The organism is Bacillus mobilis (assembly GCF_001884045.1).
Classification (GTDB): Bacteria; Bacillota; Bacilli; order Bacillales; family Bacillaceae_G; genus Bacillus_A; species Bacillus_A mobilis.
Genome location: NZ_MACF01000147.1, coordinates 1 through 25,949, shown reverse-complemented (window position 1 = coordinate 25,949; position 25,949 = coordinate 1). Strand labels below are relative to the sequence as shown.

Annotated in this window: 33 protein-coding genes; 26 read left to right on the top strand and 7 right to left on the bottom strand. The window is 32.6% G+C overall.

Annotated elements, in window-relative coordinates; genetic code table 11:
* Positions 1 to 149 precede the first annotated feature (149 nt).
* The 23 genes from BAQ44_RS28660 (at position 150) to BAQ44_RS28550 (ending at position 17,648) form a co-directional block, all read left to right on the top strand.
* On the top strand, positions 150 to 983 hold the full coding sequence (locus BAQ44_RS28660) for a hypothetical protein (RefSeq protein WP_071725121.1): 834 nt from the start codon (positions 150 to 152) through the stop codon (positions 981 to 983).
* A 155-nt stretch (positions 984 to 1,138) separates the two neighbouring features.
* Positions 1,139 to 1,423 (top strand): hypothetical protein, encoded by a 285-nt coding sequence (locus BAQ44_RS28655; protein WP_071725119.1) that lies wholly within the window; start codon positions 1,139 to 1,141, stop codon positions 1,421 to 1,423.
* 87 nt (positions 1,424 to 1,510) lie between these two features.
* Positions 1,511 to 2,125: an IS607 family transposase gene (locus tag BAQ44_RS28650; RefSeq protein ID WP_071725117.1), complete on the top strand. Its 615-nt coding sequence runs from the start codon at positions 1,511 to 1,513 to the stop codon at positions 2,123 to 2,125.
* Between the two features lie 38 nt (positions 2,126 to 2,163).
* Positions 2,164 to 3,615, top strand: a complete 1,452-nt coding sequence (locus tag BAQ44_RS28645; protein ID WP_071725115.1) for a zinc ribbon domain-containing protein — start codon at positions 2,164 to 2,166, stop codon at positions 3,613 to 3,615.
* A gap of 516 nt (positions 3,616 to 4,131) precedes the next feature.
* The gene (locus BAQ44_RS28640; RefSeq protein ID WP_071725113.1) at positions 4,132 to 4,698 is read left to right on the top strand and encodes a hypothetical protein; all 567 of its coding nucleotides are present in this window, start codon (positions 4,132 to 4,134) and stop codon (positions 4,696 to 4,698) included.
* A 6-nt stretch (positions 4,699 to 4,704) separates the two neighbouring features.
* Positions 4,705 to 5,379 (top strand): hypothetical protein, encoded by a 675-nt coding sequence (locus tag BAQ44_RS28635; protein ID WP_071725110.1) that lies wholly within the window; start codon positions 4,705 to 4,707, stop codon positions 5,377 to 5,379.
* Positions 5,380 to 5,833: 454 nt separating this feature from the next.
* Positions 5,834 to 6,412, top strand: coding sequence for a recombinase family protein (locus BAQ44_RS28630; RefSeq protein WP_071725108.1), 579 nt, complete (start codon positions 5,834 to 5,836; stop codon positions 6,410 to 6,412).
* A 1-nt stretch (position 6,413) separates the two neighbouring features.
* Positions 6,414 to 7,181 (top strand): hypothetical protein, encoded by a 768-nt coding sequence (locus BAQ44_RS28625; RefSeq protein WP_071725106.1) that lies wholly within the window; start codon positions 6,414 to 6,416, stop codon positions 7,179 to 7,181.
* Between the two features lie 17 nt (positions 7,182 to 7,198).
* Positions 7,199 to 7,378, top strand: a complete 180-nt coding sequence (locus tag BAQ44_RS28620; RefSeq protein WP_071725104.1) for a hypothetical protein — start codon at positions 7,199 to 7,201, stop codon at positions 7,376 to 7,378.
* Positions 7,371 to 7,544: a hypothetical protein gene (locus BAQ44_RS28615; RefSeq protein ID WP_224742163.1), complete on the top strand. Its 174-nt coding sequence runs from the start codon at positions 7,371 to 7,373 to the stop codon at positions 7,542 to 7,544. Before BAQ44_RS28620 ends, BAQ44_RS28615 begins: the two co-directional genes overlap by 8 nt.
* 13 nt (positions 7,545 to 7,557) lie before the next feature.
* Positions 7,558 to 7,974 carry a hypothetical protein gene (locus BAQ44_RS31515; RefSeq protein WP_224742164.1) on the top strand — a complete coding sequence of 139 codons (417 nt, stop codon included), beginning with the start codon at positions 7,558 to 7,560 and terminating at the stop codon, positions 7,972 to 7,974.
* A 12-nt stretch (positions 7,975 to 7,986) separates the two neighbouring features.
* Positions 7,987 to 8,355 (top strand): hypothetical protein, encoded by a 369-nt coding sequence (locus BAQ44_RS28605; protein ID WP_071725100.1) that lies wholly within the window; start codon positions 7,987 to 7,989, stop codon positions 8,353 to 8,355.
* Positions 8,327 to 8,992: a hypothetical protein gene (locus BAQ44_RS28600; protein WP_071725098.1), complete on the top strand. Its 666-nt coding sequence runs from the start codon at positions 8,327 to 8,329 to the stop codon at positions 8,990 to 8,992. Before BAQ44_RS28605 ends, BAQ44_RS28600 begins: the two co-directional genes overlap by 29 nt.
* 74 nt (positions 8,993 to 9,066) lie before the next feature.
* Positions 9,067 to 9,717, top strand: coding sequence for a hypothetical protein (locus BAQ44_RS28595; protein ID WP_249024765.1), 651 nt, complete (start codon positions 9,067 to 9,069; stop codon positions 9,715 to 9,717).
* Positions 9,718 to 9,741: 24 nt separating this feature from the next.
* Positions 9,742 to 10,173: a hypothetical protein gene (locus BAQ44_RS31510; RefSeq protein ID WP_224742166.1), complete on the top strand. Its 432-nt coding sequence runs from the start codon at positions 9,742 to 9,744 to the stop codon at positions 10,171 to 10,173.
* 80 nt (positions 10,174 to 10,253) lie between these two features.
* Positions 10,254 to 10,778 carry a hypothetical protein gene (locus BAQ44_RS28585; RefSeq protein ID WP_071725096.1) on the top strand — a complete coding sequence of 175 codons (525 nt, stop codon included), beginning with the start codon at positions 10,254 to 10,256 and terminating at the stop codon, positions 10,776 to 10,778.
* A gap of 17 nt (positions 10,779 to 10,795) precedes the next feature.
* Positions 10,796 to 10,987, top strand: a complete 192-nt coding sequence (locus tag BAQ44_RS28580; protein ID WP_071725094.1) for an NADH dehydrogenase — start codon at positions 10,796 to 10,798, stop codon at positions 10,985 to 10,987.
* A gap of 101 nt (positions 10,988 to 11,088) precedes the next feature.
* On the top strand, positions 11,089 to 11,427 hold the full coding sequence (locus BAQ44_RS28575) for a hypothetical protein (RefSeq protein ID WP_224742167.1): 339 nt from the start codon (positions 11,089 to 11,091) through the stop codon (positions 11,425 to 11,427).
* 403 nt (positions 11,428 to 11,830) lie between these two features.
* Positions 11,831 to 12,382 carry a TetR/AcrR family transcriptional regulator gene (locus BAQ44_RS28570; RefSeq protein WP_000028030.1) on the top strand — a complete coding sequence of 184 codons (552 nt, stop codon included), beginning with the start codon at positions 11,831 to 11,833 and terminating at the stop codon, positions 12,380 to 12,382.
* On the top strand, positions 12,382 to 12,759 hold the full coding sequence (qacH, locus tag BAQ44_RS28565; RefSeq protein ID WP_000121134.1) for a quaternary ammonium compound efflux SMR transporter QacH: 378 nt from the start codon (positions 12,382 to 12,384) through the stop codon (positions 12,757 to 12,759). The genes BAQ44_RS28570 and qacH overlap by 1 nt, the downstream gene beginning before the upstream one ends.
* Positions 12,760 to 13,311: 552 nt before the next feature.
* Entirely contained in the window at positions 13,312 to 13,998 is a 687-nt protein-coding gene (locus BAQ44_RS28560; protein ID WP_071725092.1) for a hypothetical protein, read from the top strand.
* Positions 13,999 to 14,343: 345 nt separating this feature from the next.
* Positions 14,344 to 16,230 carry an HTH domain-containing protein gene (locus tag BAQ44_RS28555; protein ID WP_071725090.1) on the top strand — a complete coding sequence of 629 codons (1,887 nt, stop codon included), beginning with the start codon at positions 14,344 to 14,346 and terminating at the stop codon, positions 16,228 to 16,230.
* Positions 16,231 to 17,117: 887 nt separating this feature from the next.
* Entirely contained in the window at positions 17,118 to 17,648 is a 531-nt protein-coding gene (locus BAQ44_RS28550) for an endonuclease domain-containing protein (RefSeq protein WP_071725089.1), read from the top strand.
* 187 nt (positions 17,649 to 17,835) lie between these two features.
* On the opposite strand, the gene BAQ44_RS28545 is transcribed toward BAQ44_RS28550, so the two are convergent.
* On the bottom strand, positions 17,836 to 19,311 hold the full coding sequence (locus BAQ44_RS28545; protein ID WP_071725087.1) for a site-specific integrase: 1,476 nt from the start codon (positions 19,309 to 19,311) through the stop codon (positions 17,836 to 17,838).
* Positions 19,312 to 19,499: 188 nt separating this feature from the next.
* Here BAQ44_RS28545 and BAQ44_RS28540 point away from each other — a divergent pair, with 188 nt between their 5' ends.
* A complete protein-coding gene (locus BAQ44_RS28540) occupies positions 19,500 to 20,303 on the top strand; it encodes a hypothetical protein (protein ID WP_071725086.1) in 804 nt (267 codons plus the stop codon).
* A gap of 65 nt (positions 20,304 to 20,368) precedes the next feature.
* Here BAQ44_RS28540 and BAQ44_RS28535 read toward each other — a convergent pair whose 3' ends face one another.
* Positions 20,369 to 20,599, bottom strand: coding sequence for a hypothetical protein (locus tag BAQ44_RS28535; protein WP_084669671.1), 231 nt, complete (start codon positions 20,597 to 20,599; stop codon positions 20,369 to 20,371).
* A gap of 267 nt (positions 20,600 to 20,866) precedes the next feature.
* On the opposite strand from BAQ44_RS28535, the gene BAQ44_RS28530 reads away from it, so the two are divergent.
* Positions 20,867 to 21,055 (top strand): hypothetical protein, encoded by a 189-nt coding sequence (locus tag BAQ44_RS28530; protein ID WP_071725084.1) that lies wholly within the window; start codon positions 20,867 to 20,869, stop codon positions 21,053 to 21,055.
* A 24-nt stretch (positions 21,056 to 21,079) separates the two neighbouring features.
* Here the strand turns inward: BAQ44_RS28530 and BAQ44_RS28525 are convergent, their stop codons facing one another.
* The 3 genes from BAQ44_RS28525 to BAQ44_RS28515 form a co-directional block, all read right to left on the bottom strand.
* Positions 21,080 to 21,571: a DUF4652 domain-containing protein gene (locus tag BAQ44_RS28525; protein WP_084669670.1), complete on the bottom strand. Its 492-nt coding sequence runs from the start codon at positions 21,569 to 21,571 to the stop codon at positions 21,080 to 21,082.
* A complete protein-coding gene (locus BAQ44_RS28520; RefSeq protein WP_071725082.1) occupies positions 21,564 to 22,031 on the bottom strand; it encodes a restriction endonuclease in 468 nt (155 codons plus the stop codon). Before BAQ44_RS28520 ends, BAQ44_RS28525 begins: the two co-directional genes overlap by 8 nt.
* Before the next feature lie 94 nt (positions 22,032 to 22,125).
* Positions 22,126 to 22,362: a hypothetical protein gene (locus BAQ44_RS28515; RefSeq protein ID WP_116758432.1), complete on the bottom strand. Its 237-nt coding sequence runs from the start codon at positions 22,360 to 22,362 to the stop codon at positions 22,126 to 22,128.
* 722 nt (positions 22,363 to 23,084) lie between these two features.
* Between BAQ44_RS28515 and BAQ44_RS28510 the strand changes: the two genes are divergently transcribed.
* On the top strand, positions 23,085 to 24,233 hold the full coding sequence (locus BAQ44_RS28510) for a hypothetical protein (RefSeq protein ID WP_071725080.1): 1,149 nt from the start codon (positions 23,085 to 23,087) through the stop codon (positions 24,231 to 24,233).
* 345 nt (positions 24,234 to 24,578) lie between these two features.
* Here BAQ44_RS28510 and BAQ44_RS28505 read toward each other — a convergent pair whose 3' ends face one another.
* Together BAQ44_RS28505 and BAQ44_RS28500 are read right to left on the bottom strand one after the other, a co-directional pair.
* Positions 24,579 to 24,929 (bottom strand): hypothetical protein, encoded by a 351-nt coding sequence (locus BAQ44_RS28505; RefSeq protein ID WP_071725078.1) that lies wholly within the window; start codon positions 24,927 to 24,929, stop codon positions 24,579 to 24,581.
* A 305-nt stretch (positions 24,930 to 25,234) separates the two neighbouring features.
* The gene (locus tag BAQ44_RS28500) at positions 25,235 to 25,642 is read right to left on the bottom strand and encodes an endonuclease domain-containing protein (protein ID WP_071725072.1); all 408 of its coding nucleotides are present in this window, start codon (positions 25,640 to 25,642) and stop codon (positions 25,235 to 25,237) included.
* Between the last annotated feature and the right edge of the window lie 307 nt (positions 25,643 to 25,949).

The following is a 25,949-nucleotide window of genomic DNA, read 5'->3' as shown; positions in this document are numbered from 1 at the left end:
ACGTGATTATATCTAGTTTTTGATAGATTTTTTTTATGGAAATGGCATGAAAACAAACTTGTAATACATTAGTATTACAAGTTATAATTTAAGTTATTAAAGGTAAGTATATATGTAATACATTTGTAATTCAGAAGGAGAAATGAACCATGACGAATGAAAAAGAGAACGAAAACGTTGAAAGTATTGAAGTGAAAGAGGAAAAGAAGAAGACGCCAGGTAAAAGTTATCGAGCAACCCAAGAAAAGCACAAGGAAATTGCTGAATTCCTATCCGAAAAAGGAATGACGCAAAGTGATTTTCTTTCTGTATCACTAGATCTGTTAAGAAAAGAAACATTAAAAGAAGCTTCAGGAGATTATGAGAAGGATCTTGAAAAGGTTGATGAATTAACAAAACAAATGTACCAATCGATTTCAAGCTTAGTTCTTTCTTTTAAAGTAAATACACAAGCCCAACAAAACGTATACGAAAATGAGAAGAAAGAATTAAACATTACAATAGAAGAAAGAGAAGAGAAGTTGAAGACGACAGAAAAAGCTTTTCGAGATACTTGGGAAACTGTTGCACGATTACAGAAGGAAAAAGACGATTTACAAAAGGAATTTCAGGATTACAAAAAAGAAAATGAAGATATGGTTGTAAAAAAAGAAGAGCTGCAAGTACAACTGAATGAATTGCATCGACAATTACTCGAAGCGAAAGAAATGATTTCTTCTTTAGAAAAGGAAAACAAAACGATCGAGGAGTTGACAAGAGAGAAAGAAAAGTTACAATCCGAGCTAGAAAAAGAAAAAACAGGTTTCGAAAAACAATTAGAAATCGAAAAAACAAGGATTACGAGCGAAGTGTGGAAAGAAAATTTCGATAAGATTACACAAGAAAAAGAAGTTTCTCTTCGAGAAAAATTAGAATTAGAGCATCGAATTAAAATACTACAAGAAGAAAATGAAAAATTGAAGGAAGAAAAGAAGAAAAAATAAAGAAAGACGATGGAGAAGGTGCGAAACCTTCTCCTATAAGTGTTTGTGTAATGTTTTTATACATAAAAATTACGTATTAAATACGCCTTTAAAACGTAATAAATACGTATTTTATCCGTACAAAAATCTGAATAGTGATGAAAGGAGGGGATTGAATGAGAGGTGCTGTGAGTCGTTACGAACCAGAAGAAGTGTGCCGATTGTTCGTGGTTGAAAATATAAATGAATACCCAGATCATACTTTTGGAAATTTATGGTGCGCTACAAGTCAAACAACGCTTTATCTTCGTATCATGCTGATTCCGAAAGTGAACGATACTGAATATCCTATAATTTATAGAAAAATTGTAATGGATGTCCCGCACGAATCGGAAATTGAAATTTGGTCGGAAATATGTATAGAAGATAATGGGATAAAAGAGGTATTTACAGATAGATAAAAATATACAAAATCATTAAAAAATGTATTGATTTATTCAATACATTTTTTGTATAATAAAATCAATAAAATATATAGGAGAGAAAAAATGAAAATAAACATAGGAAAAGCAGCAAAAGAACTTGGGGTCACAGTTCAAACAATTCGCGTTTGGGAAAAGGAGGGTAAGATCAAAAGTGAACGAACAGAAGGCGGGCATAGACGTTATGATTTAAATGAACTTCTTCGATTAAAAGATAGTCGTCAAAAAATAAAAACAGAAGATAAAAAAGCTTTAATTTATGCACGTGTATCAACTAGGAATAAAAAAAATGATTTAGAACGTCAAAAAAACGTATTGGAATTGTTTTGCGCTGCAAAAGGGTGGAAATATACTATTTTAGAGGACATAGGGTCTGGTTTAAATTATGAAAAAAAAGGATTAAAAGAATTAATAAGAATGATTGAAACAAATCAAATCCATACATTGGTTTTGAATTACAAAGATAGATTGTTACGATACGGAAGTGAAATTATTTTTGAAATGTGTCGTTGGCATAACATAGATGTCATTATTTTAAATGATGAAGAGAATAAAACGTATGAAGAAGAATTAGTAGAAGATGTGTTATCTATTATTACAGTTTTTTCTGCTAAGTTATACGGCAGCAGAAGTCATAAAAACAAAAAAATAATTGAAACAAACGAGCATTTATTCCAATAATTTTTCATATAATGATAATAAGGAAAGGAGGGACACATGTGGCGAAGAAGAAAAACAAACCATTCATGAAAAAACGTGTCAAACGAACAGTCAAACAACGAGCAATGTATGCAAATCAAGCAGATGAAACCATTATAGAAAAACTGACAGAACGAATCCGCAACGCAAAAAATTATATGTTCAGTCGTTTAGCTGGTATTCATAGTTACCCACGTTTGCAAGATGGAAAAGCCGTTCGTAATGAGTGGGTAAAGAACAAAGAATTAGTTGAACAATTCAAATTACCTGCTCGTTTTTGGAAAATCACGTTAGAAGATGTTGTATCCAACTTAAAATCTCTTTGGTCGAACACTTGTAACAAAATAAAAGAAGTGGCAAAAGAAAACGAGAACCTAACAGAAGATGAAAAAAATTATATTCGTTATGTGTGCTCCGCTCCAAAATTGTTCGGTTCCATTTTGATTCGCGAATCGATTGTAAGACCAAAAAGTATTCAAAAACTAGAGGTTCGAGAAAATTATGTTCACAGTCTGATTCATCGTTACGCAAGACGATACAGAGGAAAAACGCCCTATACGTATTCTTCTACGTTTCAATTAGATGCCGATATGTACAAATATGTGCAAGAGGATGGCGTTACGTATATTGAAATTTCTACACATATCAAAAACAATCGGATTCGTTTACAATGTTCGGATCAAAATGTGTATAAAAAAAACATTCGTGTGACATATGATCAAGGAGTTTTTACTCTCGCTCACATGGTAACAAGTAAAGAAACGAAAAATTGGAAAGGACAAAACGAAATTGGTGTTGATAAAGGATATAAAACAATGCTCATTTCTTCGAGTGGTACACACTACGGAGAAGGATTAAATACATTGTTAAGTGAAGAAACAGAGCGCTTACACAAAGTGAACCAAAAACGAAACCCATATTATGCCATGGTTCGAACTTTAGAAGAACAAGGAGATACAGAAAAAGCAGAACGGATTCGTGTTAATAACCTCGGGAAAAAGAAATATAAAAAGAACAAACACAAACATGAAGAGACAGTCAAAAGTTTTATTAACCATGAATTAAATTGTTTGATTCAAAAAGAGAGACCCTCTATCATCGGAATCGAAAATTTAGCATTTGTGTCATGGGATGAAAAAATGCCAAAACATATCAAACGAAAATTAAGTCGTTGGATCAAAGGATACATTGATGAACGTTTACTATTTAAATGTGATGTAAATGGTATTGCATATGAATATGTGAATCCAGCTTACACGAGTCAAGAATGTCACAAATGTGGTTGTTTAGGAAATCGAAAAACACAAGAGAAATTTATATGTCAACAATGCGGATCCATGCATGCAGACGAGAATGCATCAAAAACGGTCAAAAATAGATTACATGACAAAGAAATCACCTTATATACACCGTATAAACAAGTGAAAAAAATATTAGAAAAAAGAAAAGCAGCAAAAGCTACTGTTCAATAAGAAATATAAAATGTTCATCATAAAGGAAACGGACGCTTGTTTAGGAAAGGGACCTTTTATCCTTCGGGAAGGTGAAGATGACCTCTAGCAATACCATTATTTTTGTTTTACCCAACGGTTGGGGGATACGCGGAAATGGCAGTCGTGCTTTTGGGCTGTACAGCAGCTAACTGGCTCAACCAAGACCTTGCCAATAGGTAAGGAGCGAATTGTTCATAAAATCTATAGATCAATAGATTTTTCATTAGGTTTTTATAGATTTATGGGACCAGGTTATTGTATTCAATGACAAAAAAAGGATCGTGGTTGAAAAAGGATTCGAACCAATTATGGAAAAACTGAAGACCAATTTTGAAAACGGTCTTTTGGATGAAACTGATTATGATGAATCTGTTCGAATTCTAAAAGGTGGAAGAATAAGAACAATCTTTAAATAGGAAGGGGAAAAATTGGCTTTTTACGTATTTTTTACGTAATAAAAACGTATTGTTTTGAATTTGAAAGTGAGGGAGTGAGATGACATTTGTTAAGTATTACAGTATAGAAGAAGTCGCTAGGTCACTAGTAATGAATTATTTTGAAAAGGAAGATTACAAAGAGCTTCAAATTGATTGTGATGTCAAACTTGTTAGATATGGATTAGAAGCGGTGTTTAGATTAGAGGCGTATTCACCTGAAACTCCGGAAGATATATATGCTGTACACGAACGTAGAGTTAATCTTATTGAGGAAAATGGGAATTTCAAAATTGCCTCGAAAACCGGTTATTCAAAAGAACATAAACTCATTGAAATTATCGATGTTTTAGGCAGTTCTGATATTGTAGTTGAAAAAGAAACAGACAAAGTCCTTGAAAAGTTGCAATTGAATATAGAGCGAGGATTGGTAACGAAAGAGGATGTTCAAAGGGATGAATGTGGTCAAAGATGGATTCCATTGCTAAGTGAGAACAAATACACAGAGCTAATAAAAGTCATGGGAGAGGATTATAAAAAAGGAAAAATAGGAGAACAAGATTATAAGACTATTGTCGCTGAAATTAGAAGTATGCGCATGAACAGCTTATTTGGAAAGGAGTGGTGAAAGAAAATGATAATAACAAAACATGATGCGGTAATTACAGATCCAGATTTTTATTACAATGAAAATTTGGTTGGATTAGAAAGAAAGAAAAGAAATACATACATAAAAGTAAACGATACAAAACAAAGAGGGGAAATGGAAAAAGCACTATTTATATTATTGTTTCTTTGTAGAGAAACAGATATAGAAATAAAAATAACTAAAAAAGAGCTAATAGATATTTCTGCCTGGTCTGGAATCGTTCCGACCGAATTCAAATTAAAGAAGTTTTTAGAAAAGAAATACCCAAGTTTACTAGCTATTATAAAAAATATCGAAATGAAGAGATACATAAAAAAAGAACACCTGCAGTTTGATCATATAAAAGATTTTCCTACCAAAACAAATATATACTTCCATTCGAACATGTTGAATACAGTCCCCTTTATGGCAATTTACGATAAAAAAGAAAAGAGATTTCGAAAGTTGCAAATGCATACCGGCGATCAATGTGTAAAGATAGCCCTATCTTCATTTGAGGAAGATGTGCTTTGGATACCAGAAGACGAAATGGCTAGATTTCACTTTAATGGGCACCGTGCGAAATCTTATTGTTTTCAGGATGAATACATTAAAAAGGAAATACAGAAATTTCTTAGCTCTGATCCAAGCATTAGGTTGAAAATGTTATTTGTTAAATGATTACGTATTTTATACGTAATAAATACGTGTAAAATACATTGTTTGATTAAAATATGAAAGGAAGGTGGTTAGATGAGTTTTTTTCGTAAGTAAATTCAGTTTTGAAGAAGTTATTATCATGTTCAAAGAACAAAATATGAAGAAAGCGTAAAGGAGACGAAAGAATTACGTTTAAAGAAATTATTCAATTAAGTACGTATTTTATACGTATAAATTACGTATAAAATACGTACAAAAAATATGAAACTGTATTGCTTTTTAAAAAATTTCGGGCAATAATAAGTATAGAAAGGCTGTCCGAAAAACGTTCATTTCGGATACTTTTAGGAAAACAGGTGAGAAATCACCGTTTTTTTTTACATATCCTATCCGAATTACATCCTGAAAACTTCTTCCGAAATAAAAAAGGGTTTTCGTAAGTTTTAGGATATACTATAAAAGAGGAGATGATAAAATGGGTAAATTTGGATATTGTCGAGTTAGTACCAAGAAACAAGATTTGACTAAACAAAGGGATATTTTGTTGGCGCATGGTGTTGTCGAGGACAAGATCGAGGGCGATGTTGTTTCTTCTACGAAGAAGGAAAGAAAAGGCTTTGAAAAAGTGAACAGAATGCTGGAAGAAGGCGATGAGTTAGTTGTAGTTGAATTGACTCGCCTGGCGCGTTCTATGAGAGAACTTGTAAATATTGTTCACGATTTCAAAGAACGCGGTATTAAATTAAGATCGCTGCAAGATGACCTTGATTTGGATACAGCCAATGGAATGATGATGTTTAACATGTTAGCTTTGATGGCTGAATTTGAGAGACTTTGGATCCAGGAAAGAACAAAACGATCTTTAAGTGTAGCTCGAGCAAGAGGAAGAGTTGGGGGAAGGAAGAAGACTGATCCAGGAAAACTGAAAAAAGCGGTTCGTATGTACGAAAGTAAACAAATGACCGTGCGTGAAATTCAAGAAATCACAGGTGTTTCGAAATCGGTTCTTTACGATCACTTAAAAGAATTGAAGAAGAAAGAGGCGGGAGAATAACATGAAAAAATTATCTGAAGTATATGAGGGTATTAAGTTTTTTACGAGAGATGGAGAAGAAAACAAATTTTTCGGGGTTGCCGAAAAGAACATTGAGAAGGAAATCAATCTTGTTGGTTCCGTTACAATTAATAAGGGTGATGAACTTTCTCCTTGTGAGTGGGGTACGAATGAAGAAGATTTTTATGTAGATAAAGAAACATTCGATGAATATGAATATGTACTAACAGAAAACGACGTTAAAGATATTATCAAGGCATATGAGAAAGAATTAGAAGAAATTGACGTAGAAAGCTACTATGATTTTATGCAATTAGAAGAGCTGCCGCTTGAAATCCGTGAAGGTGTAGTAACAATGTTGAAGGAAAATAGCGGAAAAGATTATTTATTAGATTTCTTTGAAGAGGTTTATAATTTCCACGATGGACGTAATTATAAGAAAATTTGCTTACGAGACGAAAACGGATATTATGCAACTGATCTGGATTATAATGTTTCGGAACCAATCGAAGATGGGTATGGCGGTGGTTATGTTAAATACTATTTTACAGACACAGCGGCGATTTTAAAGGAAAATGTTCCAAACTATACGTATGAAGGTGATGAAGACAATTTCTTTACAATATTATCTATTGTGGAAGAAGAAGACAGAGAAGAAATTATCAAAGAGCTTCATGATTCGGTGGAAAATAATGAGGAAATCGACGAAGAAACAAAAGAATTGTTCATTAAAATGTGGAAGAAATTTAGGTTAAAAGAACTGTTTTAATAGGGAGAGGAAGAAAAATGAGGAACAAAAAGGATGAAGTGATGAAAGAAGCCCGAAAATCAATGGAATTGTCGGGCTTCCATGTTAATAAAGACCAGGATGAATTGGTCCGAAAACAATTGGATGGGAAAATTTCTGAAGAGGAATTCTTGAAACAAGTACAAAATCGTTTAAAAAGGAGAAGTGAAAATGAGTAATATAATACGGTTTCCTACATTAACAACGCCGTTTACGGACGAGGAACTACAAGAATTTGAACATTATAAACAAAAAATGAAAGATGCAAGAACAAAGGCTGAATGCGATTTTTATTATTATAAAGCCAAAGACCTGGCTGAAAAAGTGAATAAACGAAAAGAATGAAAGGGGTAAAGATATGAATTGTAAATGTTGTTGGCAAGAAAGTGAAGGTACTTTCTGTAATAAATGTTCGGAATTTTCTGTATCAAGACAAATCGAAGAGAAAGAACTCATGATTGTTAACTATGAAATGTTATATCATACGTTAAAACACGATTTAGAGAATTATAAGTTAGAAGATGTAAAAGAAATGTATTCTTATTTAAAAGAAGACTTATTTTCCGTATTAAATGGGTATTACGGATGTATTAAACGTCTAGAAGAAGAAATTGAAGAATTGAAATCACACAAAGAAGTTCGATTACAGTTTTTATTTGTAGACAAGAAGTGTAGAAGAATGTTTTTCGTGTGTGAAGAAAAGTATATTTTAAAACCTGTAAAAAATACTCACGCAAAAAAGGAAAACGGATTTTTTTATAAAACACATATATAAGGAGGAAACAACATGTTCGAATTAACAAGCATTAATGTTGTTAAAGGTGGTTTGTACAAAGATTACAAAGAGCTTATTTTTTCTAAAGAAAATAACCCTCTTGCCGGTCAATATTGGTTCTTGGTAGATACAAACGATAAAGTTGTACAAATAAAAGAACCAATTAAAGATCGGATGGAAGAAAATGTGGTGGAACGATTAAAGAAGTCTTGGAAACTACAATCTTTATTTGTAAAAAAAGAAGAAGTACCAGGATTAAAGTTGTTTGGTAATACGGAAGAGGGAAACATAAAAGAAGAGCCGAGAAGAAGACTGTTCGATTGGGTAAATATTATAGAAAGAGGTGGGCGAAATGGAAGTAAAGGTAAAACAAAAACGTGAAATAAATGTACGGTCGATTTTCACGAATCAAAAGTTAAATGAAACAGATAAGGTGTTTTTGTTACTTATTAACCACGTATCACAAAGCAAGGAATCGATGAGTATAGAAGAATTACAGGAAACATTGAACCAGGATGTGTATAAAGTAATTGTAGAGTTGTTGTTTAAAGGGTTAATAGAAATTCGAAATGGAAAGTTGTTATTAATGGAAGAATTTCTTGTAAAACAACTGAGTCATGAGGAAAAAATGCAATTAATTGCGCGATCCATAGGAGAATTAAATAAGAAAAATGAGCCAATCACATTTGGTATGGTATCGGAATTAACGGGAATTCGTTCGCAAGAACTGAGGGAGAATAAAGAGTTTTCTGAGGTAATCGAATCATTTTTAAAACAAGGAAAAACGTATAACGTAGATCAAACAGGATCAGTTTCTTTCCCTAAACCTGATACAAAGAAAGAAGAAAATAAAACAGAATCTAAGACAGAGGGAATAAAAGAGGCGAAAAAGGAGAGAACGAGAATGATTGTATCGGATTTAAAGAAAAAGAAGATGACACAGGTAGAAATCGCCCGTAAACATAATGTTTCAGAGGGCTATGTCTCTTATGTAAAGAAAAATATGATGAATAAATAAAATGTAATACATATGTAATTTTTATATAATAACTTGAAATGCAAAGGATTATTCATGTATTACGTATGAAATACATGAAAGGAAAAGGTGATACGATGAGAAATTTAGAGATTACGGAACTGGAAATTTATACGGAACATGGGAAGTTGGTCGAGATATTTGTTTCTTATCAATTTATAGTTTCCCGAAACGATGTAGAAAACGAAATTTATATTTTATTAGATCAGGGTAAGCCGAAAATATTGAGGTATGGGGATAATGGTTTTGAAGAAATCGTGATTTCACGAAGAATAATGAATTATATTTTAAAGAAAGCGCATGAAAAACATAAAAAAGTTCGTTTACAATCACTGCTGCAAGATCATTACCCCTCAAAACCTCCGGTTTTAACGTATTTTCACCAGCTAATAACAAAAGAAACAGCTTTATTTTTAAAAGAAGAAGCTAAGAAGGAATTTTTACATCAAACAACCACAACAATTGATATCATTTTATTTATCCGCGATTATCCAGGTTTAGAATTAACAACAAAATACATCCAAAGCAAAAAAGAAGATTGTTTTGTAATTTCCCTGTATGAACCTGTGTACTGTGATTTTAGAAAGATGAAATATCATGTGGTTGGAAGAGAAAAATACGTAGATAGAATTCAATTTTATGTGGAATATTTGGGGCAAAATAGAGGAGATACACATACGAATATTAAAGTATTATCTATCCAATGAAATGCATGGAATGGAGGGATAAATATGCTTGTGGGAATTTATAAGCCGGAAGATGTATTCAAATTTTGGTTAAAAATACATGGAAATACCCCAGGGTATTTTTTTGATTATATAACAACCGTAACAAAAGAGGTGATCCGATTTGCAATGTACGTACACCACACAAAAGATTACAGGGAAGAATATAGAAACGAAGCATACGAACATTTCATTAAAAAGAGAAACAGAATAGTTTCTTTTCGTATTCCGTTGTTGGAGGGTGAAATTGTATCAAATTTATATATGCACGAAATAAAAAGAGATGTATTAGAAGTTATCGAATGTCAATATTCTCTTCTGTTTGTAGAAGATGATCCGAATGTTTTATTAGATAAAATAAGGCACCAAGCTGAGGATCCTGACTATGATTTTTGGGTTAGAAGAATCAAAGAACAACGGCTTCGAAATTTATTTTAATGCGTAGAAGGTAATACCTGTACCGGTATAGAATTAATATTTATCCAAAGACAGGTAATTACGAAAGGAAGAACCATTATATGTACGAATTAACACAAGTACGAGAGATCATTAATGGTGTATTTAAAGGGTATAAGGAGCTAAAATTCACACATCATAGAGAATTTGATGTATGGGTTCTAGTTAATAAAGAGAATGATTTAGTGTGTTTTAAAGATAATATAGAAGTAAGAGTTTTTGATTTCCATTACGAAATAAAAAAAGTAGTAAAATCGAAAACCTGGAGATTAAAAACGTTTTTCGTTCCATCTCAAAGGGTAAATAAATGTTGGGCTTTTTGGAGTTTGGAACAAAGAAAACGACTTATCTCGGAGCAAGTGCCGATTACTTGTCTATATCGAAAAAAAGAAGGAAAAAAACGAGAATTTTTTTTCTTTATTGAAAGTAATGGAATGATGTTGATTAATGATTTTTTTCACGAAATCACATCAATCTTACCAAACAAAGCCATTTTGCATCATAAAAATTTGCCGCGAAAGTTAAAGAAACTTGGTTATAATATCACCAATTACGAGATATATTTTGGACAATTCGATGATTTGTAACAAGGAGTGTGTTTTAAATGGATGAAAATCAAAATGAGTTTCCTGATATGGAAATTGTAGAGCTGCCAGAGGAAGAATATGAGCGATTCCAGGATTACAAAGAGAGAATGAAAAAAGCTGAAAGCTTAGCCGAGATGCGGTATTGTTACAGTCAGATGAAAATCATCATTGATAAAGAAATCGAAAGAAAAAAACAGCAAGAACAATAATTTTTTTTGAAGAGAATTATATTTTAAAGTTTGTAAAAAATACTCACGCAAAAAAGGAAACAGGCTTTTTTTATAAAATACATATATAAGGGGTGAAAATTATGAGGTGTATTGTTTGTTCAAGACATCATTCATATTTGAAATTTTGGTCACATGATCTACAGGTTTGTGATCAATCGTGTTCAAGGAAATTAAAAGAAAAAGGCGTTGTAAAGTTGATACAAGAAAAGGAAAGAGAAATTGAATTAACAAAAGGACATATAGAATATATAAATTCTGGTTCTACAAGCGGCTTCTTTCTGTACGAGCACGGAGGAATGGATAGGGAACAATGGTTAGAAGAAAGAGAAGGGCTTTTACAAGAAATACATCGTTTAAAACAAGAAATTGGAACGTTAAAACAACATCCAGAAGTACGATTAAATTACTTGTTTAAGTAGAAATGTAGGAAGATGTAATCAAAACGGATGACCATTTCTGAATTATAGGGAGGTCATCAAACGTGAAGTGTATGGTGTGTTTTCAAAAAGAAAAGGAATTTGAATATGTGTATAAGGGCGTTTCGGTTTGTTCTAAAGGCTGTTGTATTCACTTAGGGGTAGAGTCCTGAAAATGCGGATTTACAACGGTAATGTAATTTTCACCCATAAATAAAGCCGATTTTAAGAAATCGACTGTTGAACTAAAGCTCCCTTTACTTTAAGTACATTTCTTCACAATCTTTAGATTAATTTATTGGATTATTTTTATGTGAAAGAGTGATATTAAATAAGAGCTTTAATTCGATTGACAAAAAAACCGTCCAGACGGTATATTATATGTATCTAAGTTATGGAGGTTATTATGTCTATTTCAAAGCATGCTAATAAGAAAAAAAATATATTGATTGCTGCATCTGAAATTGTAAAAGAAGAAGGAGTTGTCAAACTCACATTAGAGGCAGTCGCCCAAAGAGCTGGCGTGAGTAAAGGTGGATTATTATACCATTTTCCTAGCAAGGAAGCATTAATTAAAGGAATGGTGGAAGATTGGACAAATAATTATTTCGAATGCATTAATACGTTAGTTAATAACGACGATGATAACGCAATAGGAAAATGGAATAGGGCTTATCTTAAATCTACATTTTCCGATTTAGAAAACAATAATCTAAATTCCGCACTAATGGCTACTATGTTTATTAATCCAGATTTATTAGATGAATTCCGGCAGAGATACGATATTTTGCATACAAAGTTAATAACTGATGGAATTGATCCTGTCAAAATAACAATTACAAGATTATCCATAGATGGTCTTTGGTTTTCAGAAATATTTGGAATGGCACCATTAAATGAAGAACTAAAAACACAAGTTTTTGATGAACTAATAAACATGATTCAGGAGGACGAATAATGTCATATCTATATTTAGCACTTGCAATAGTGGGGGAGATTATTGGCTCTTCCCTATTAAAAGCATCTGAAGGCTTTTCAAAACTCTATCCTACAATAGGGGTAATAATAGCTTTCGTTGGTTGTTTTTTCTTTTTATCCTTGTCGCTAAAAACAATCCCCTTAAACACTGCATATGCATTATGGGCAGGTTTAGGACTTGTTTTGACTACAGTAATTTCAGTTTTAGTTTGGAAGGAAAAACTTAACATGGCTAGCATTGCAGGAATAACACTGATTCTTGTAGGAGTTGTAATATTGAATTTGTTTGGACCAGGACATGGAGAATCTGGTCATGAAGCAAGCGAAACTATTACAATGAATGAGACAATGGAATAACACATAAAAAAGTCCTTCTTAATAAAGAGAAGGACTTTTTAGCTTAATTAAGGGTATTTTTTGAAGTCCTTATTCAACAAACCTGCGTACGTTAGTTTAAGTGTATCACTTCACAATTCCAATAGAGTAGAGTTTATTGAGACATAATGAAATTAGCGTTTTAAATGACTTCTGACTGTCTCATAAGACTTGTATCAAATGCTTACCGTTGTAAATCCGCATTTCCCTGACGCTACCCCACTTAGAACAAATAGGAATAGGTAAATTATTAATAGGAAAAGAAGACCATTTAAAACGATATAGGGGATATGTAAAGTCGTTACAAATTGAAATAGAAGGCGATGGTACATACTTCGGTAGAACCAAAAAAGAAATAAACAGAACGATCAGAGAAGCATGCGAGGACATAGCGGTGATTAGAGAACATATTGATCTGTTAAAAAATCATCCGGAAGTACGGCTGCAGTATCTTTTTTAACGTTTACATACAGGATTATAGACAAAAAAAGGAAATTCGTGTTATAAGGTCACTATAAAAGGGAGGGAATAAAATTGAATCGTGATGTAATACCAAAAATAAAAATATCAGCTGCGTTTTATGGGGTTTTAAAAGTGGATTTGATTAAATGGATAGAAGGATTACCGAAAGAAATTTCGTTGGGACACGAGTGGAAAGAGCTTAAGAAACAAGACATTATGGAAATATTGGACGGGCTTTATAAAAATGAAAAATACCATGAGTTGTTACACAAACGGATTAAAAATGAGTTTGAAGATTTAACCGGTATTGGACCAAAGGATACAGAATCGATTCTTGAATGTACAACAACAGAACGAAAACGATGGGAGAAATCAGGGAAATTAGACGTATCAAGTTATTTTGAAGCTGGTACAAAAAGACATCCAATAAATATTCCGATGTATAGCCGATTACAACTAGAATCTATTACAGAAGAAGAAATTCAATCTTGGAGAGATGAACACGAAACAAATAAAGAAAACAAACGGAAATTGAAAGAAGCGTATGAAGAAATGGAAGTAAAATATATCATCTCCGAGGGATTAAAACAGGGTTATACATCAGTGGTAATTGGACCGTTGGTCTATTATAAGGAAGAAGATCTCCAGGATCAAATTGATTACATAAAAGAGCAAATGAAAGAGCATTTTCGAGATGGATATACGTTTTTTGTAAAAGAAAAGCCTAGTAATCAAGTAATTTTTGTAGAAACTGTGTGAAGAATGGTGAATAATGTTGCATTTAATCTGTTAAAAAACGATTTTTTCTGTTACAGTAAAGGGAGATACAGAGAAAAAACACTAATAAACTAGAATTATATGTAAAAAAATGTAAGATAAAATATATAAAAAAAAGATCTACCTGGAACGTAGATCTCCTAAGATACGATTAGCTTTCCCCGACCAAGAGAAAAGACTAACATCTGCTACTTAAAATATAACATCGAAAAAACAAAAAAACAAGCTTTTTTATGTTATTTAATTAAGTAAACAATAAGTCCTTCTCTTTGGTTTGGAAAAATTGCAATCGTGCCGTTTTTTTCAACATAGGGAGGGATTTTTGTTATGAGTAATGAAAGAAATATTAATGGTCTAGTAAGATATGTAAGTCCGACAGAAATGAAAAGCAAAATAAAAAAAGCGAAAAAAATTGAAAGACCGGAATTGAGATATACAGAAGAAGAAGCGAGAACGCGTGCGGAAAATTTGATCAATTTTCTCAAATTAGTGCACCCAGGAAACGTGGGACCAGGCTTCAAAAAAGCAATTGAAATCAAATTTTTGCTGCGTGGAGAAGGTGTTACTCGTAATTTTTATAAACCAACGATGCTGTTCAATCTCGATGACAAAAAAACTTTGGAAATTTTAACGAAAGCAATGTACGATACTTCTCCTTTTAGTCATTGTTGTTACTATTCTTTATACACTTTTGACAACAAGAAAGAAGTTCGTGAGGCGACCACAGATCGCAACGGGGCACCTACATACAAATACGAAGAAAAGAAAATGATCGTCGATGGGAATACGTTCGAAACTTCGACGCTTCCAATTGATATGGACCGCATTTCTCGAGAAGAATACAAAGAGTATCGTGAGATTTTGCTAAGTTTGGGAATTGAAACAGTTGGGATAAGTTCTGGGTTTGGTTATCAGTCTTTGATTCTATTAGATAAACCGACTCAGGATAAAACATTATATCGAGAGTTCACGACTAAAATAAGAAAAATAATCTCAGCTGCCGATGAAAACATTAATGTCGCGACTCAAGTGTTTCGTTCTCCTTATACTCGCAATTGCAAAGAGTATTCAGATCAATTTAGTTATTATAAACCTAACGATCCACAACCAAGGGAAGTCGTTGTTTTAGATTGGACTCAAAAAAGATATTCCAAGGAAGAGATTTTTGAAATCCTTGATACGGAAATAGAAAGAATACATGGTAAAAAAGAACCTGTGAGCCTCGAAAATGCCGTTCACGAGGTTTTAGAAGAAGAAACGACGAACAATACTGTTACTGTTCAGATAAGTAAGAGAAGTAATGTTATTGCTAATAGCAAGACATACCAAGATTTATATCAACATTTGAACTTCGATTCGATGCCTTCGAACATACAAAACATCCTAAAGGGGACAACAGAAGGGCTGAGAAATAAATGCGTTTTGTATTTAACACCGTTCCTGAACAAAGTCCTAGGGTTAACACAAGAGCAAGCACTTGAAACATTGGGAGTGTTTAATGATCTATGTACGCCACCGAAACCATTTTCTGCTGTGAAAAGTGATTATTATAGATTTTCCGAGACTTATGCTGACTACACAACAGGAAAATACGATCCAGAAATGAAGCAAGTATTCGGTAAGGAAGAATTAGATGTTTTAATTCGCACCAATTTTGATAAAATTCGATTCGACAACGAAGTAATTAAGAAATTTAACGTAATCCATCATTCAGCTATTCCACTTTATTTAGCGATAAGTTTTTTAGAAATAGGATCGGGAAAAGAAAATTTTACAAAAGAAGAAATTGCAGAAACAGCTCGTGTTTCTGTGAGGACAGTGGAAAGATACATTAAAGAATTGACCAAGCATTCCATTGTAGTAAATGTCAAAGGAAATAACAAACAAGGGATTAAAAAAGGTTATAAAATTAACAAATACGGACAATACTTGAACGGATTCACTAAATTAGGTAAACATCTTGTAAGGTCGATGCTAATGGATTTAGAAGCCACTGAAATAGTGCTTTACACGTACATGATGTTCAAAGTGAGATCAATGGACGCGACGTCCTTGTTCACTTCACAAATGAAAATGTCTTTAGAAGTCGGTCTTGATCAATCTGCCGTTTCGAAAATTACAGATAGATTAAAAGAGAAGGAATACATTTTCAAAAACACCGTTCTAGGAAAGCAAAACAGAAAAAGAACCACTTATACATTAAGAGGTGAATAAAAAATTACCGTCAGGAAAATATTCCTGACGGTTTGTTTATGTAGAATTCTTCAGTTAGCGACTGTTTAGGAAGAAAAACAAGAAAAAAGGGATTTTTATTTTCGCCAGCTGGTCATTGGAGAATTATATATAGGATTTCTATTTTCGCCAGCTGGTCATTGGAGATTTTCTTTAATATAAAGTAAAAAACTCAGTAATATCAATGTTTACGGCGCATTCACTTTTTATTTTCGCCAGCTGGTCATATTATATAATAAACGGGGAGAGAGAGAGAGAGAAGAAGAAAGCTCTGCCAAAAAGAAAAAACCATATTAGAAATTATATTGTTTTAAATTTTATTTCTAAAAGTAAATGAATAAACATACATTGGTATGAAAATGAAAGTGTTTTGTATTTATATAAATACTACGGGACGTGAAATTTTAAAGAGGATATATCCCTAAGAGTAATGTAAAATTATTTTGTTTTTATGAAGGAGGAAAATACATATGGTTTATGTATTAGATAAAAGATTACTTTTTTCATATCGCTATAAACCTTATAAAAAGTTCCTTTAGAATATGAGGAGCTTTTTTGTATGGTTTAAATAATAATTTCATAATTTGTTAGTGTGGTTATATTACAAGTTATAAGTGTATATACCTACTTTTGGTTGTAAGTTCACAATGTATACAAGAAAGAGATCTCCATCCCCGGGAGGTCTCTTTCTATTTAGGGGAAAAAGGGCTAGCTATTTAGGAGTTAATACAAAATCATTAGAGGATGAATTAAAACGTGAATAAAGGTTATTTTAAGTTATGAAATTTTGGTTCTAAAAAAAACATTGATACATATTTTAATAGTAAGGCGAGAGGAGAATTCACAAAAATTAGAAAGGGTGAATTCTCTTGAAAGAGAAGTATGTTGTAAATGTAGAAGAAAGTAGAGAGGTTATAAATAAATCTTATTCTCTGTACAAAAAACGGAATTTGGGAAATATAATGGCTTGGCATAAATTTTTATCGATTAGATTTGAAATGGATTATAAGAAGAAATATTTAATGTATTACAACGATGATCTAGAATCAGTTGGGGAACTATTACTATATAATTCGTTGTGTAAGTTTTCTAAAGGGAAAGTAAAACCCAAAGTACAAGTTTCGGTTAAATGTAAGAATGGAAAAACATATAGACTGGACATGGCGTATCCCTTGGGTATTTATAAAATTGCTGTAGAAGTAGATGGTAAAGATCACTTGAATCCCATACAGAGACAAAAGGATATAATAAGAGATCAATTTTTAAGAAAAGAAAATGTATTTGTTATACGGGTTACAGGACGGGAAGTGTTTCAAGATGTAGAGGGGACAAGAGAAAGAGTCCTTGTAAAGATGAAGGAAATTATTGATAATCAGATAGTACCAATCGTTTCCGCTTGAAAAAAAGTTGATTAATAAAAAGCCATAAACTTTTTAGTTTGTGGCTTTTTTCATTTAAAACAAAAACCAAGGAAGAGGGTTTCCTTGGTTTAAAAACTAAATTACAAGATTAATAAAATGTCTTATGTTGTGTTTTGAGTGATTCCATCTATTTATATTTTAAATTGGTAAAAAGGCAAGTAATAGTTTATACATAACGAATATCTACATTTGTTTTTAGTCCCAGGATATTCCGTACTTGTTGTTCAGAATGAACTTTTAATAATTGGTGAATAGAATATTTACGTAGATCTTCACTCACAATCGCATATTTTTCTCTTAGAATACGTTGGAAAGATGTTTCGTACATTTTGTTGTAACGATTACTTACGAATAGGGCATTGTTAAAAGTAAAAGTTTGATGGAACTGTGCAAAGGATAATTTGTGAAACGAAAAATCTTCCGGAACTTGAAATATTTTTTTGGATTTGTATTCTTGCTGCATCTTATAAAGCTGCTTTTTTTCATACGGAGACATGAATTCATCTTTTAAAATATCAAATTCTATAATCATTTTTTTTGCATCAAAATCCATTTTGGCACTTTTTTTTGTAAATGCGATTTGAAGATCATTTTGTTTACGGAAATTGATGTAATGATGTAATTCCTTCGCGTATTCTTCTGGAATGCTTACGCTTCTGTCTGTAAATAGTACAAGATTATTATTTAAATCGATATTGTCTATTGTTAGATCCATAACTTCCTCTAAGCGCGCTGCCGTGTGAATTAGTAATCTGATAATATGGTAATTTCGGTGGTGATCACGCAATTTACTTGTAGAAATCATGGATATTTTCTCTTTCCGAGTTACCTTTTCCAATTCTTCTTTAGATCTTTCTAGTACAATTTGGATTTTTTCATCAATTTCATTGTGATCCAGTTCGTTCGTGATGCGTTCACATTTTTTGATCTTATGTTTGTCTATAAAAATCCGTTGATAGTGTAGGAAACTAAGGATATTACTAATTTTTTTGTTTAAAAAGGATTCTTTAATATCACGTTTTAATTCATAATCGATAAATTCATTAATTAATTGTTCATTTTCGCTGTTTATCTGGCTGCAACGGTGAACAAAGATAAAATCGTAAAAAGATAAAATACTGTTTTGAACCGATTGGAACGTCTTTTTCTTTTCGAATCGTTCAGTTATGTATGTGTGTACTTCATCAAGCTTGGGTGCGTATAGTTCATCGTATTTTATGTTAGATAAAGACATGTATGTAGGAGAAGGAAGATCCTGAATTAATTTTTTGTTTTTCGAATCTGTTGTATCAAATTCCGCAAAATCTTTTCTAATAGAAATCTCTTTGTAAAATTCTTTTTTCTTGCTATCGTCTTCGAACAGCACTTGGAATTTAGCTTTAGAACGTAGGGTTTTGAAGAAATTTTCTCTTTCGCTTAAATATAAAAACATTAATGTATCGTATGTAAAATGATAAGTCCCTGAAAACGCATTGAAATGCAAAATCGTTTTTTGTTTCCCAGGTGTTAGGGAAAATTTGAAATTTGCCGTTTTGTTGTCTAGTAAAAAGGACATCTCCCCTAAAATTTTTCCGTCTTCTAGCTGTATATCCATACCGGTTCTTTTAAAATCGTTAAATCGGATATCATAACGCTTGATCATGCAAATCCCTCCCCTGATACTATTTTATATACAGTAAAAAATACTTGCGCAAAAATGTCAAACTTTCTCTTATTTATTTTTGTAAAGAAACTAAAAACCCTCCTTGGATTATTGGCATTGGAAGTAACTTTGAATGCCAAATGTTATAATTTAAAACAAATTGTAGTTTATTAAGGGGGACATAATTTATGGAAGAAAATGAATGGTCATTAAATTTATATACGAATCCAGGGATTATTGGATGGGATTTAGGATGCCATATGCAATTTTTTAACGGTGATCCTGAGGGTATTACATATATACCAGTATTCAATTCACCCCACGCTGATGTATTAGATAGAGATGAATCAACTCGAGCTTATGCGAGATTAACATCTTTATTAAGGATAGTGAATGGGTTGCGTATATTACTAGACAGAAAAACAATATCAGCATCGACAACACTTTACTATGATAATGGTTTTAATCCTAAAGCTGCAAGGTATTCAGAAGACTTGGATATTACATTGGAGGAGTTAGCAAATCCCTTTGATAATGAAGTTCTTGAAAGATTAGAAGTAAGGGATAAGAGTTCAGAACCGGATCTTTACAAAGATTATCTACAATTAATTATTGATGAGCCTATTGTAAGGGAAGTTATACTGTTGTTGACACTTTCTAAAGAACAAATTATCTACTTATTAGTTAATACATATAAAATTTTTGAAAATATCTTGGCTGATTTAGACATAGGATCCAAACTTGATAAGAATGAAAAAAATCTTCCAGAGGAGTTGTTTAATTCTTTAAAGGAATTAAAAAGGCATAATCAATACATAAATTCTAGGGATGCTTCTGGAATTTTGTCTAGACATGGTGAGAGATACCCAGCTCCCAAAAAAAATTCTTCTAGGGAAGATGTTCAAAAGGCTCTAAACTCTGCAATTAATGAGTGGTTAATTTATAAATGCACCAAAAAATTTGGAAGAAAATACAAAATTACAAACGGATAGTCTTAGTACATAGGAAAGTTTATGAATTATGATAAAAAAGAGGATGGTAAATACCATCCTCTTTTTTATACAAACTGTTTTAACCAAGAAGATATGGCTGCAACGATGCCACTTATACCCAAGGATAATTTTAATAAAAAGAATTTACTAGTAATCCACTCAAAAAGGATTTCTTCTTGTTTTTTTCCTTTTTTTAATTTCACCACTGTGAAACTATATTCATGTTCATTCTTTCTTATGTAAAGAATTTTTTCCTTTGTTATTTTCATTTTAGAAGCGTGTTTAAATTCACTCATAATAATATTTCCTCCCCGGTCATATGTTTCACCAAGTTACATCACAAACCAGGTCCCAATTCGATTTCATACGCATTGTACTGTATTTCTCTTTAAGAAAAAAAGGGGTAAAGAAGAAAAAAATTCGACAAATAACAACAAAATAAAAAATATGAAATGAATTAAAAGAAAAGTGGAATAGAATTGTCTTTTAATAAGAAATATATTAGTACGTTTTAATAAAACATAGATGGAAAATGGAACATATAAAGAAAGGGATGGTTTTAAATGAAAGGAACATTCTATAACCCTGAAACAGGGAAGTGGATTTCAGGAACGGCTGCACAACTACACTATATTCGCCTTCAAGGTGGATGGGAAAAGTATCACGAAAAACTAGGTAGTAGGTTAACAAAGGCTATTGTAGAAGAAATGGAAAATGAATTTAGAAAGCCTGATATACATATCGTTAAATAAAAAGAGACCACATATGGTCTCTTTTTATAATGAAATTACTTCTTCAAATTCGATGAATTGGTTTAATAGATCGTCCGTGTATTTAATTCCCTTACATTTCAGTTGATTTTCTTCTAGAACATCAAAGCTCGTGATTTGAATATGTCTTTCGAAATCAGTAATTTGTTTTTGCTCTTTGGTTGTTATGTTATATGTATACAAATTACCTCCGATTTGAACAGTTCCGTATCCAAAACCGATAATAACAGCTAGGGTATTATGATCAATCCATTTTACGTATTTAGGAGTAAGATCATTTTCAGGATTGATTAGTGTTTCGAATCCTCCAATAGTGTTATCAAAAATGTAAAGTTCACCCAGAGTTTCCCATTCCAATGGATCGATGAAAACAGTATGTTTGCCATTAGGAGAGACAACTGGCTCACTAGGGAATTCGAAAGGTGTTGCTTCCTTTTCACCAGTACCATAAACTTTATAAATCGTACGTTCGTCGTAATTATATTCTAATTTATACATTCTCATCTTCTCCTTCTTCTCCTGGTAAATGTCCATGTGTTAGAACATGCTTTAAATCTCTATGTTCATGGATAATCTCTTCTAATTCCGCAAGCGAGAAGACTATTAATTTAAATCCCATATTATGTTCTAAGTTATGTAGATAGTCGTAAACGCTAGTTGTTGGATTGTGTGGTGTTACAAGCACCCAGACGTCAGGATCATGCTGTTTTGCCGTTGCGATTTCGTTATAAATTTGTGATGGTTGTGGCATTTTTTTAACTCGTTTACACTGGAATATCCATTTTTGTTCGTAACCTAAATTAAATGGTAACTCTATATAATAATTTGCAACCACATCTCTTCCTCGGTCGCCGCCACCTCGTCCATACCATTCACGATTTTTAAATCCCTTTCGCCCCAAAACATGGAAAATGAACTTTTCAAAATGACGGGCATCAACTTTGTCCCAATTAATCATTCTCTCCGTCTCCTGTCTTTTTTATTATTAGTATACCGTAATTTTATAGGTTTTAAAAAATACAAAAAGAAAGTGGAATTCTCCACTCTCTTTTTTAAAATAATTGTGATATCCAGGAGCCGACGGCTGCCAAGCATGTTCCACCGGCAAGTGCTAGTTTTAATACTCGGTATTTGGTTGGAATCCATTCAAATACATTTTCAGCGCTTTCCACTCCAGTAATCATATGTACTTTTTCAATTTTAACGTTGTACTCATTTTCATTTTCGAGTATGTGGAACACTTTGTCCTTTGTTACTTTTACCTTTAATAGTGTTTTAAATTGGTTCATTTTAAATTCCTCCCCTGTTTATTTGTGATTCGCATACTTTGGAATAAGTATGTTTTTTTTAAAGCTAGCGTCAACGCTCCTTCTTTTTTTAGTTACAGGGTTATGAATCACAGGGGTTACATAAAATGGAAAAACGAACCGTTTCTTTTGGTATAAGTAGTATATATCCTAAAAAACCCAATTACTAGATTAAATTAAAAAAAATCATTTTTTCTTTTCTATACAGTTTTATTAGGGCTGTTTAGAAACCAGTTTAATATAAAACCATTAGTGGGTTTATAAAAACGTGAATATGAGGCGAATAATCGTCTTATATTTAAAAATAGAACAAAGAAACCTCCCGAAAATAAAAGAGAGGCTTAGGGAAGATTGGGGAAGCTTGTCCGTGCTTCCCTTTGAATAGTTCTAAAAATTGACGAGGAATTACAAGATTCGTTTTTTAACAGGCAAGAAATCGACGAGGCTCTTTTGGATTCGTTCAAAATCGACTTTTTTTATAGTTTGTTAAGTTAATAGAAATATATGTACTTGTACAAAGAAAAAGACTGCTAAATCAATGATTAAGACATGAAATTTAAAATCGAACAAGAAATCGAAAATCGAACAAAATTTGTTCGATTTGTTTTATTTTGTTTTATTTTCAAAATTATAGAAATTAAATTGTGAATCGTATAAAATAAACCGGTCGTGGTATTTAAAATTAAATTTAAGGGGATGTTGAAATGGGTTGGAAAATGAAATCATTGGGGATACTGTCTGTATTTTCGCTTGCTTTGATGGGGTGTGGAAATGATAAAAATGTAGAAACAAATTCACAACACAAAACAGGAACGACAGAAGAAAAATCTGTAAACAAAACGACCTCTACGGATTCAAAAAAGACAGAAAGTAAAACAGAAGGCGAGAATTCTGAGGAAATTGAAGGTGGAGGAAGGATCGTTGATTCGAAGAGTCCCTTCCGTATAGGAAAAGTGGAACAACAATTGGGAAAAGAAAGTTTTACGAATTTGGAACTGGATAAGTACGATGAAGACAGTGTTTATTTCATCCCAGAACGTGATAATTTAGGAGTTCTTTTTACTTCAAAGGCAAAGCCTTATATTTCTACATTTGAGAATGGAAAATGGACCAAAGATAAAGAGATTAAAGTGGAATCTATTGTGCCGGGTGGAGAATTCGTCGCCATGGGTTACGGAGCTTTGGAAATAAAGAGTGGAGAAAGCCAGGTAACACATGTATTTGTAAATTATAAAGGAGATGTTGTATTTAAAGACAAAACAGATAACCTTCGATCTGTAAGTGTTAACGAGTCTTTAGGCTCTAACAAATTACAAAATTCCATTGTTGGTTCTAGTAAAGGGAACTTGATTTTTCATAAAGAAAACGAAAATCAAATAACTGTAATGTCTCAGAAAGATGGGAAAGAAGTAATGAAATTGGACAGAACAAAAGATTCTCCTGCGCTGCACGGATACTTTAATGTAGATAAAAAAACGCTGCTCGAAAGTGATGAGATTTACGACTTTGATAAGAAAAAATATGTCTATGATACACAGGGTCAAAGGCTGAGACCAGATAAAAATGGTAAAGTTGTAGCTTCTGATAATGGTAAATACTTCTTTGTAGATAAATCCGTAGAGAAATCCAACGGACAGAGTATTGGGCATTTCGAAGTTTACGAACAAAAATTGGGACCGGAAAATCAAAGGAAATATAAGATGGAATTCCCGGGATTTTTTAAGGACGAAGAAAGTTATATTGTAACGGATACAGGGGACAAAATAGTTTTCTACGGATATTATCAATTCGAAGATAAACCGGCGGTCTATATGACCCAAGTTACTTATAAAAATAACCAAAACAAAAAATAACATAAGTAAAAGGAATAGGGTCCTTTTTGTTGTTAAAAGATTGTTTTACGAGGACATAGCGAAGACAGGGGATTCCCCTGTCTTCGCTGTTATTCCCTAGGAATCCACTTCCATTCCCGGCACACGGTACAATAAGCGAAAACATGGGTCATTGTTATATTTCCGCGCCTTCGCTCCCATTCAGCCGCTCCACCACAATCTGGACATCGATAAATTTTCCTCACTTAAATCAAAACCTTTCCGAATTGAATTTTGTTACAAACCGAATATAACCCTTACAAAATTAATTAATAGTCTGGTAATAATGTTATGAAAAGGTTATAGAACAACAAAAAACACGCCATTTTATGGGCGTGTAGGGAACGGTACAATATTATCTTCTTCAAATTGTTCCTCCAGGTCTTCCAAACGGTTTATGAAGTAGATCCAAATGTCTCGTATTTGGTTAAACTTTTTAAATTCCGTTCGTGGATGATAATCAATTTTTAATTCTTTTCCTGTAATTTCTTTTATGTATTTAAATGTATCGAATAAAACTTGACCGAATCTGTTTTTTCCATCATCGGTATCTGGATTGAATAACGTAATTGTATAGGTCTCTGGTATGATCTCGTTCTCTGGAAACGAAGAATATTTCGCTGCGCTCTTTTTTATAAATCTCCAAATTTGTGTACCGTATGTTTGTTGTATATTCATTTGTTACGTTCCCCTTCCGATCTGTTTTCTATAAGAAACATATTCTTTTATTAATGTATTTCTCCCTCCTTGAAAATAAAACGTTAATTTATAAAAAATGCCGAGAAATTGGAAAACCTCCATTTTGAAAAAATGGAGGTTGGGACGAGCCCTTCCAACAAGCTCCTCAATTCTTGTTAGAGAACTCTTTTCTGTGTTGTGCATTTTGTAGGGCACGTAAACAGTATATATATCTATAGTTTGTCACGTTCCATGAACAAATTAATTATTAACTGTTAATAATAATTAATAACTGTTATTAACAGTTACGAAATGCTTTCATTTATCTTTTTTAGGATGTACTTTTGTCTTCTGTAAATATCTCTTCCAGTAAACCTTAAAACAATATATCCATTCTGACGAAGGAAAGCGTCCTTCCTCCGATCATGGGCTTTTTGCTGCGATGAAGAATGCCATTGCTTCCCATCACATTCAAGAGCAATTTTCCCGAGTATAACGAGATCAATTCTGTATTTTCCGCATGGGACTTGGGTTTGGGGATAAAATCCGTTATTCGTAAGGAGACGGAACATGACGCGTTCTATGGGAGATTCTGTCTTGCCATATTCCAGATCTATATAGGATGTTTCCTCGCTTCCTCGCCTCTTGTGGAGGGCATAAAAGACAAATGAACTTCCTAGCAATCCAAAAAACACAACATAGTCAACGATCATTCATTTTTTCCCCTTCCTGATCAAAAATTATCCAAGTAAATTCTAAGTATTTCTTTGGTAGGACAACATATAAAACCCTGGGCACTTACATATACTAAACTAAGATAGTTTTTAAGTAGGAAATAGGTAGCAACACTCCATCCCTACCTAAAAAGAAACTAGTAAAAACTCAGATTTTTACCTAACAATTACTCTTATAGGATTACCTAAAAAATGTACGCCTAAACCACTGATATAAGGGGATTTAAAGAATGTTACGACCGGAGGGAGTGAGGGGGTGGGGGGGAGCGCGAGGGGAGGAGGGAGA

Excerpts from the sequence above, each read along its gene's own strand:
- BAQ44_RS28660 (WP_071725121.1), top strand. The coding sequence starts at position 150 with ATGACGAATGAAAAAGAGAACGAAAACGTTGAAAGTATTGAAGTGAAA.
- BAQ44_RS28655 (WP_071725119.1), top strand. The coding sequence starts at position 1,139 with ATGAGAGGTGCTGTGAGTCGTTACGAACCAGAAGAAGTGTGCCGATTG.
- BAQ44_RS28650 (WP_071725117.1), top strand. The coding sequence starts at position 1,511 with ATGAAAATAAACATAGGAAAAGCAGCAAAAGAACTTGGGGTCACAGTT.
- BAQ44_RS28640 (WP_071725113.1), top strand. The coding sequence starts at position 4,132 with ATGACATTTGTTAAGTATTACAGTATAGAAGAAGTCGCTAGGTCACTA.
- BAQ44_RS28635 (WP_071725110.1), top strand. The coding sequence starts at position 4,705 with ATGATAATAACAAAACATGATGCGGTAATTACAGATCCAGATTTTTAT.
- BAQ44_RS28630 (WP_071725108.1), top strand. The coding sequence starts at position 5,834 with ATGGGTAAATTTGGATATTGTCGAGTTAGTACCAAGAAACAAGATTTG.
- BAQ44_RS28625 (WP_071725106.1), top strand. The coding sequence starts at position 6,414 with ATGAAAAAATTATCTGAAGTATATGAGGGTATTAAGTTTTTTACGAGA.
- BAQ44_RS28620 (WP_071725104.1), top strand. The coding sequence starts at position 7,199 with ATGAGGAACAAAAAGGATGAAGTGATGAAAGAAGCCCGAAAATCAATG.
- BAQ44_RS28615 (WP_224742163.1), top strand. The coding sequence starts at position 7,371 with ATGAGTAATATAATACGGTTTCCTACATTAACAACGCCGTTTACGGAC.
- BAQ44_RS31515 (WP_224742164.1), top strand. The coding sequence starts at position 7,558 with ATGAATTGTAAATGTTGTTGGCAAGAAAGTGAAGGTACTTTCTGTAAT.
- BAQ44_RS28605 (WP_071725100.1), top strand. The coding sequence starts at position 7,987 with ATGTTCGAATTAACAAGCATTAATGTTGTTAAAGGTGGTTTGTACAAA.
- BAQ44_RS28600 (WP_071725098.1), top strand. The coding sequence starts at position 8,327 with ATGGAAGTAAAGGTAAAACAAAAACGTGAAATAAATGTACGGTCGATT.
- BAQ44_RS28595 (WP_249024765.1), top strand. The coding sequence starts at position 9,067 with ATGAAAGGAAAAGGTGATACGATGAGAAATTTAGAGATTACGGAACTG.
- BAQ44_RS31510 (WP_224742166.1), top strand. The coding sequence starts at position 9,742 with ATGCTTGTGGGAATTTATAAGCCGGAAGATGTATTCAAATTTTGGTTA.
- BAQ44_RS28585 (WP_071725096.1), top strand. The coding sequence starts at position 10,254 with ATGTACGAATTAACACAAGTACGAGAGATCATTAATGGTGTATTTAAA.
- BAQ44_RS28580 (WP_071725094.1), top strand. The coding sequence starts at position 10,796 with ATGGATGAAAATCAAAATGAGTTTCCTGATATGGAAATTGTAGAGCTG.
- BAQ44_RS28575 (WP_224742167.1), top strand. The coding sequence starts at position 11,089 with ATGAGGTGTATTGTTTGTTCAAGACATCATTCATATTTGAAATTTTGG.
- BAQ44_RS28570 (WP_000028030.1), top strand. The coding sequence starts at position 11,831 with ATGTCTATTTCAAAGCATGCTAATAAGAAAAAAAATATATTGATTGCT.
- qacH (WP_000121134.1), top strand. The coding sequence starts at position 12,382 with ATGTCATATCTATATTTAGCACTTGCAATAGTGGGGGAGATTATTGGC.
- BAQ44_RS28555 (WP_071725090.1), top strand. The coding sequence starts at position 14,344 with ATGAGTAATGAAAGAAATATTAATGGTCTAGTAAGATATGTAAGTCCG.
- BAQ44_RS28545 (WP_071725087.1), bottom strand. The coding sequence starts at position 19,311 with ATGATCAAGCGTTATGATATCCGATTTAACGATTTTAAAAGAACCGGT.
- BAQ44_RS28540 (WP_071725086.1), top strand. The coding sequence starts at position 19,500 with ATGGAAGAAAATGAATGGTCATTAAATTTATATACGAATCCAGGGATT.
- BAQ44_RS28535 (WP_084669671.1), bottom strand. The coding sequence starts at position 20,599 with ATGAGTGAATTTAAACACGCTTCTAAAATGAAAATAACAAAGGAAAAA.
- BAQ44_RS28530 (WP_071725084.1), top strand. The coding sequence starts at position 20,867 with ATGAAAGGAACATTCTATAACCCTGAAACAGGGAAGTGGATTTCAGGA.
- BAQ44_RS28525 (WP_084669670.1), bottom strand. The coding sequence starts at position 21,571 with ATGTATAAATTAGAATATAATTACGACGAACGTACGATTTATAAAGTT.
- BAQ44_RS28520 (WP_071725082.1), bottom strand. The coding sequence starts at position 22,031 with ATGATTAATTGGGACAAAGTTGATGCCCGTCATTTTGAAAAGTTCATT.
- BAQ44_RS28515 (WP_116758432.1), bottom strand. The coding sequence starts at position 22,362 with ATGAACCAATTTAAAACACTATTAAAGGTAAAAGTAACAAAGGACAAA.
- BAQ44_RS28510 (WP_071725080.1), top strand. The coding sequence starts at position 23,085 with ATGGGTTGGAAAATGAAATCATTGGGGATACTGTCTGTATTTTCGCTT.
- BAQ44_RS28505 (WP_071725078.1), bottom strand. The coding sequence starts at position 24,929 with ATGAATATACAACAAACATACGGTACACAAATTTGGAGATTTATAAAA.
- BAQ44_RS28500 (WP_071725072.1), bottom strand. The coding sequence starts at position 25,642 with ATGATCGTTGACTATGTTGTGTTTTTTGGATTGCTAGGAAGTTCATTT.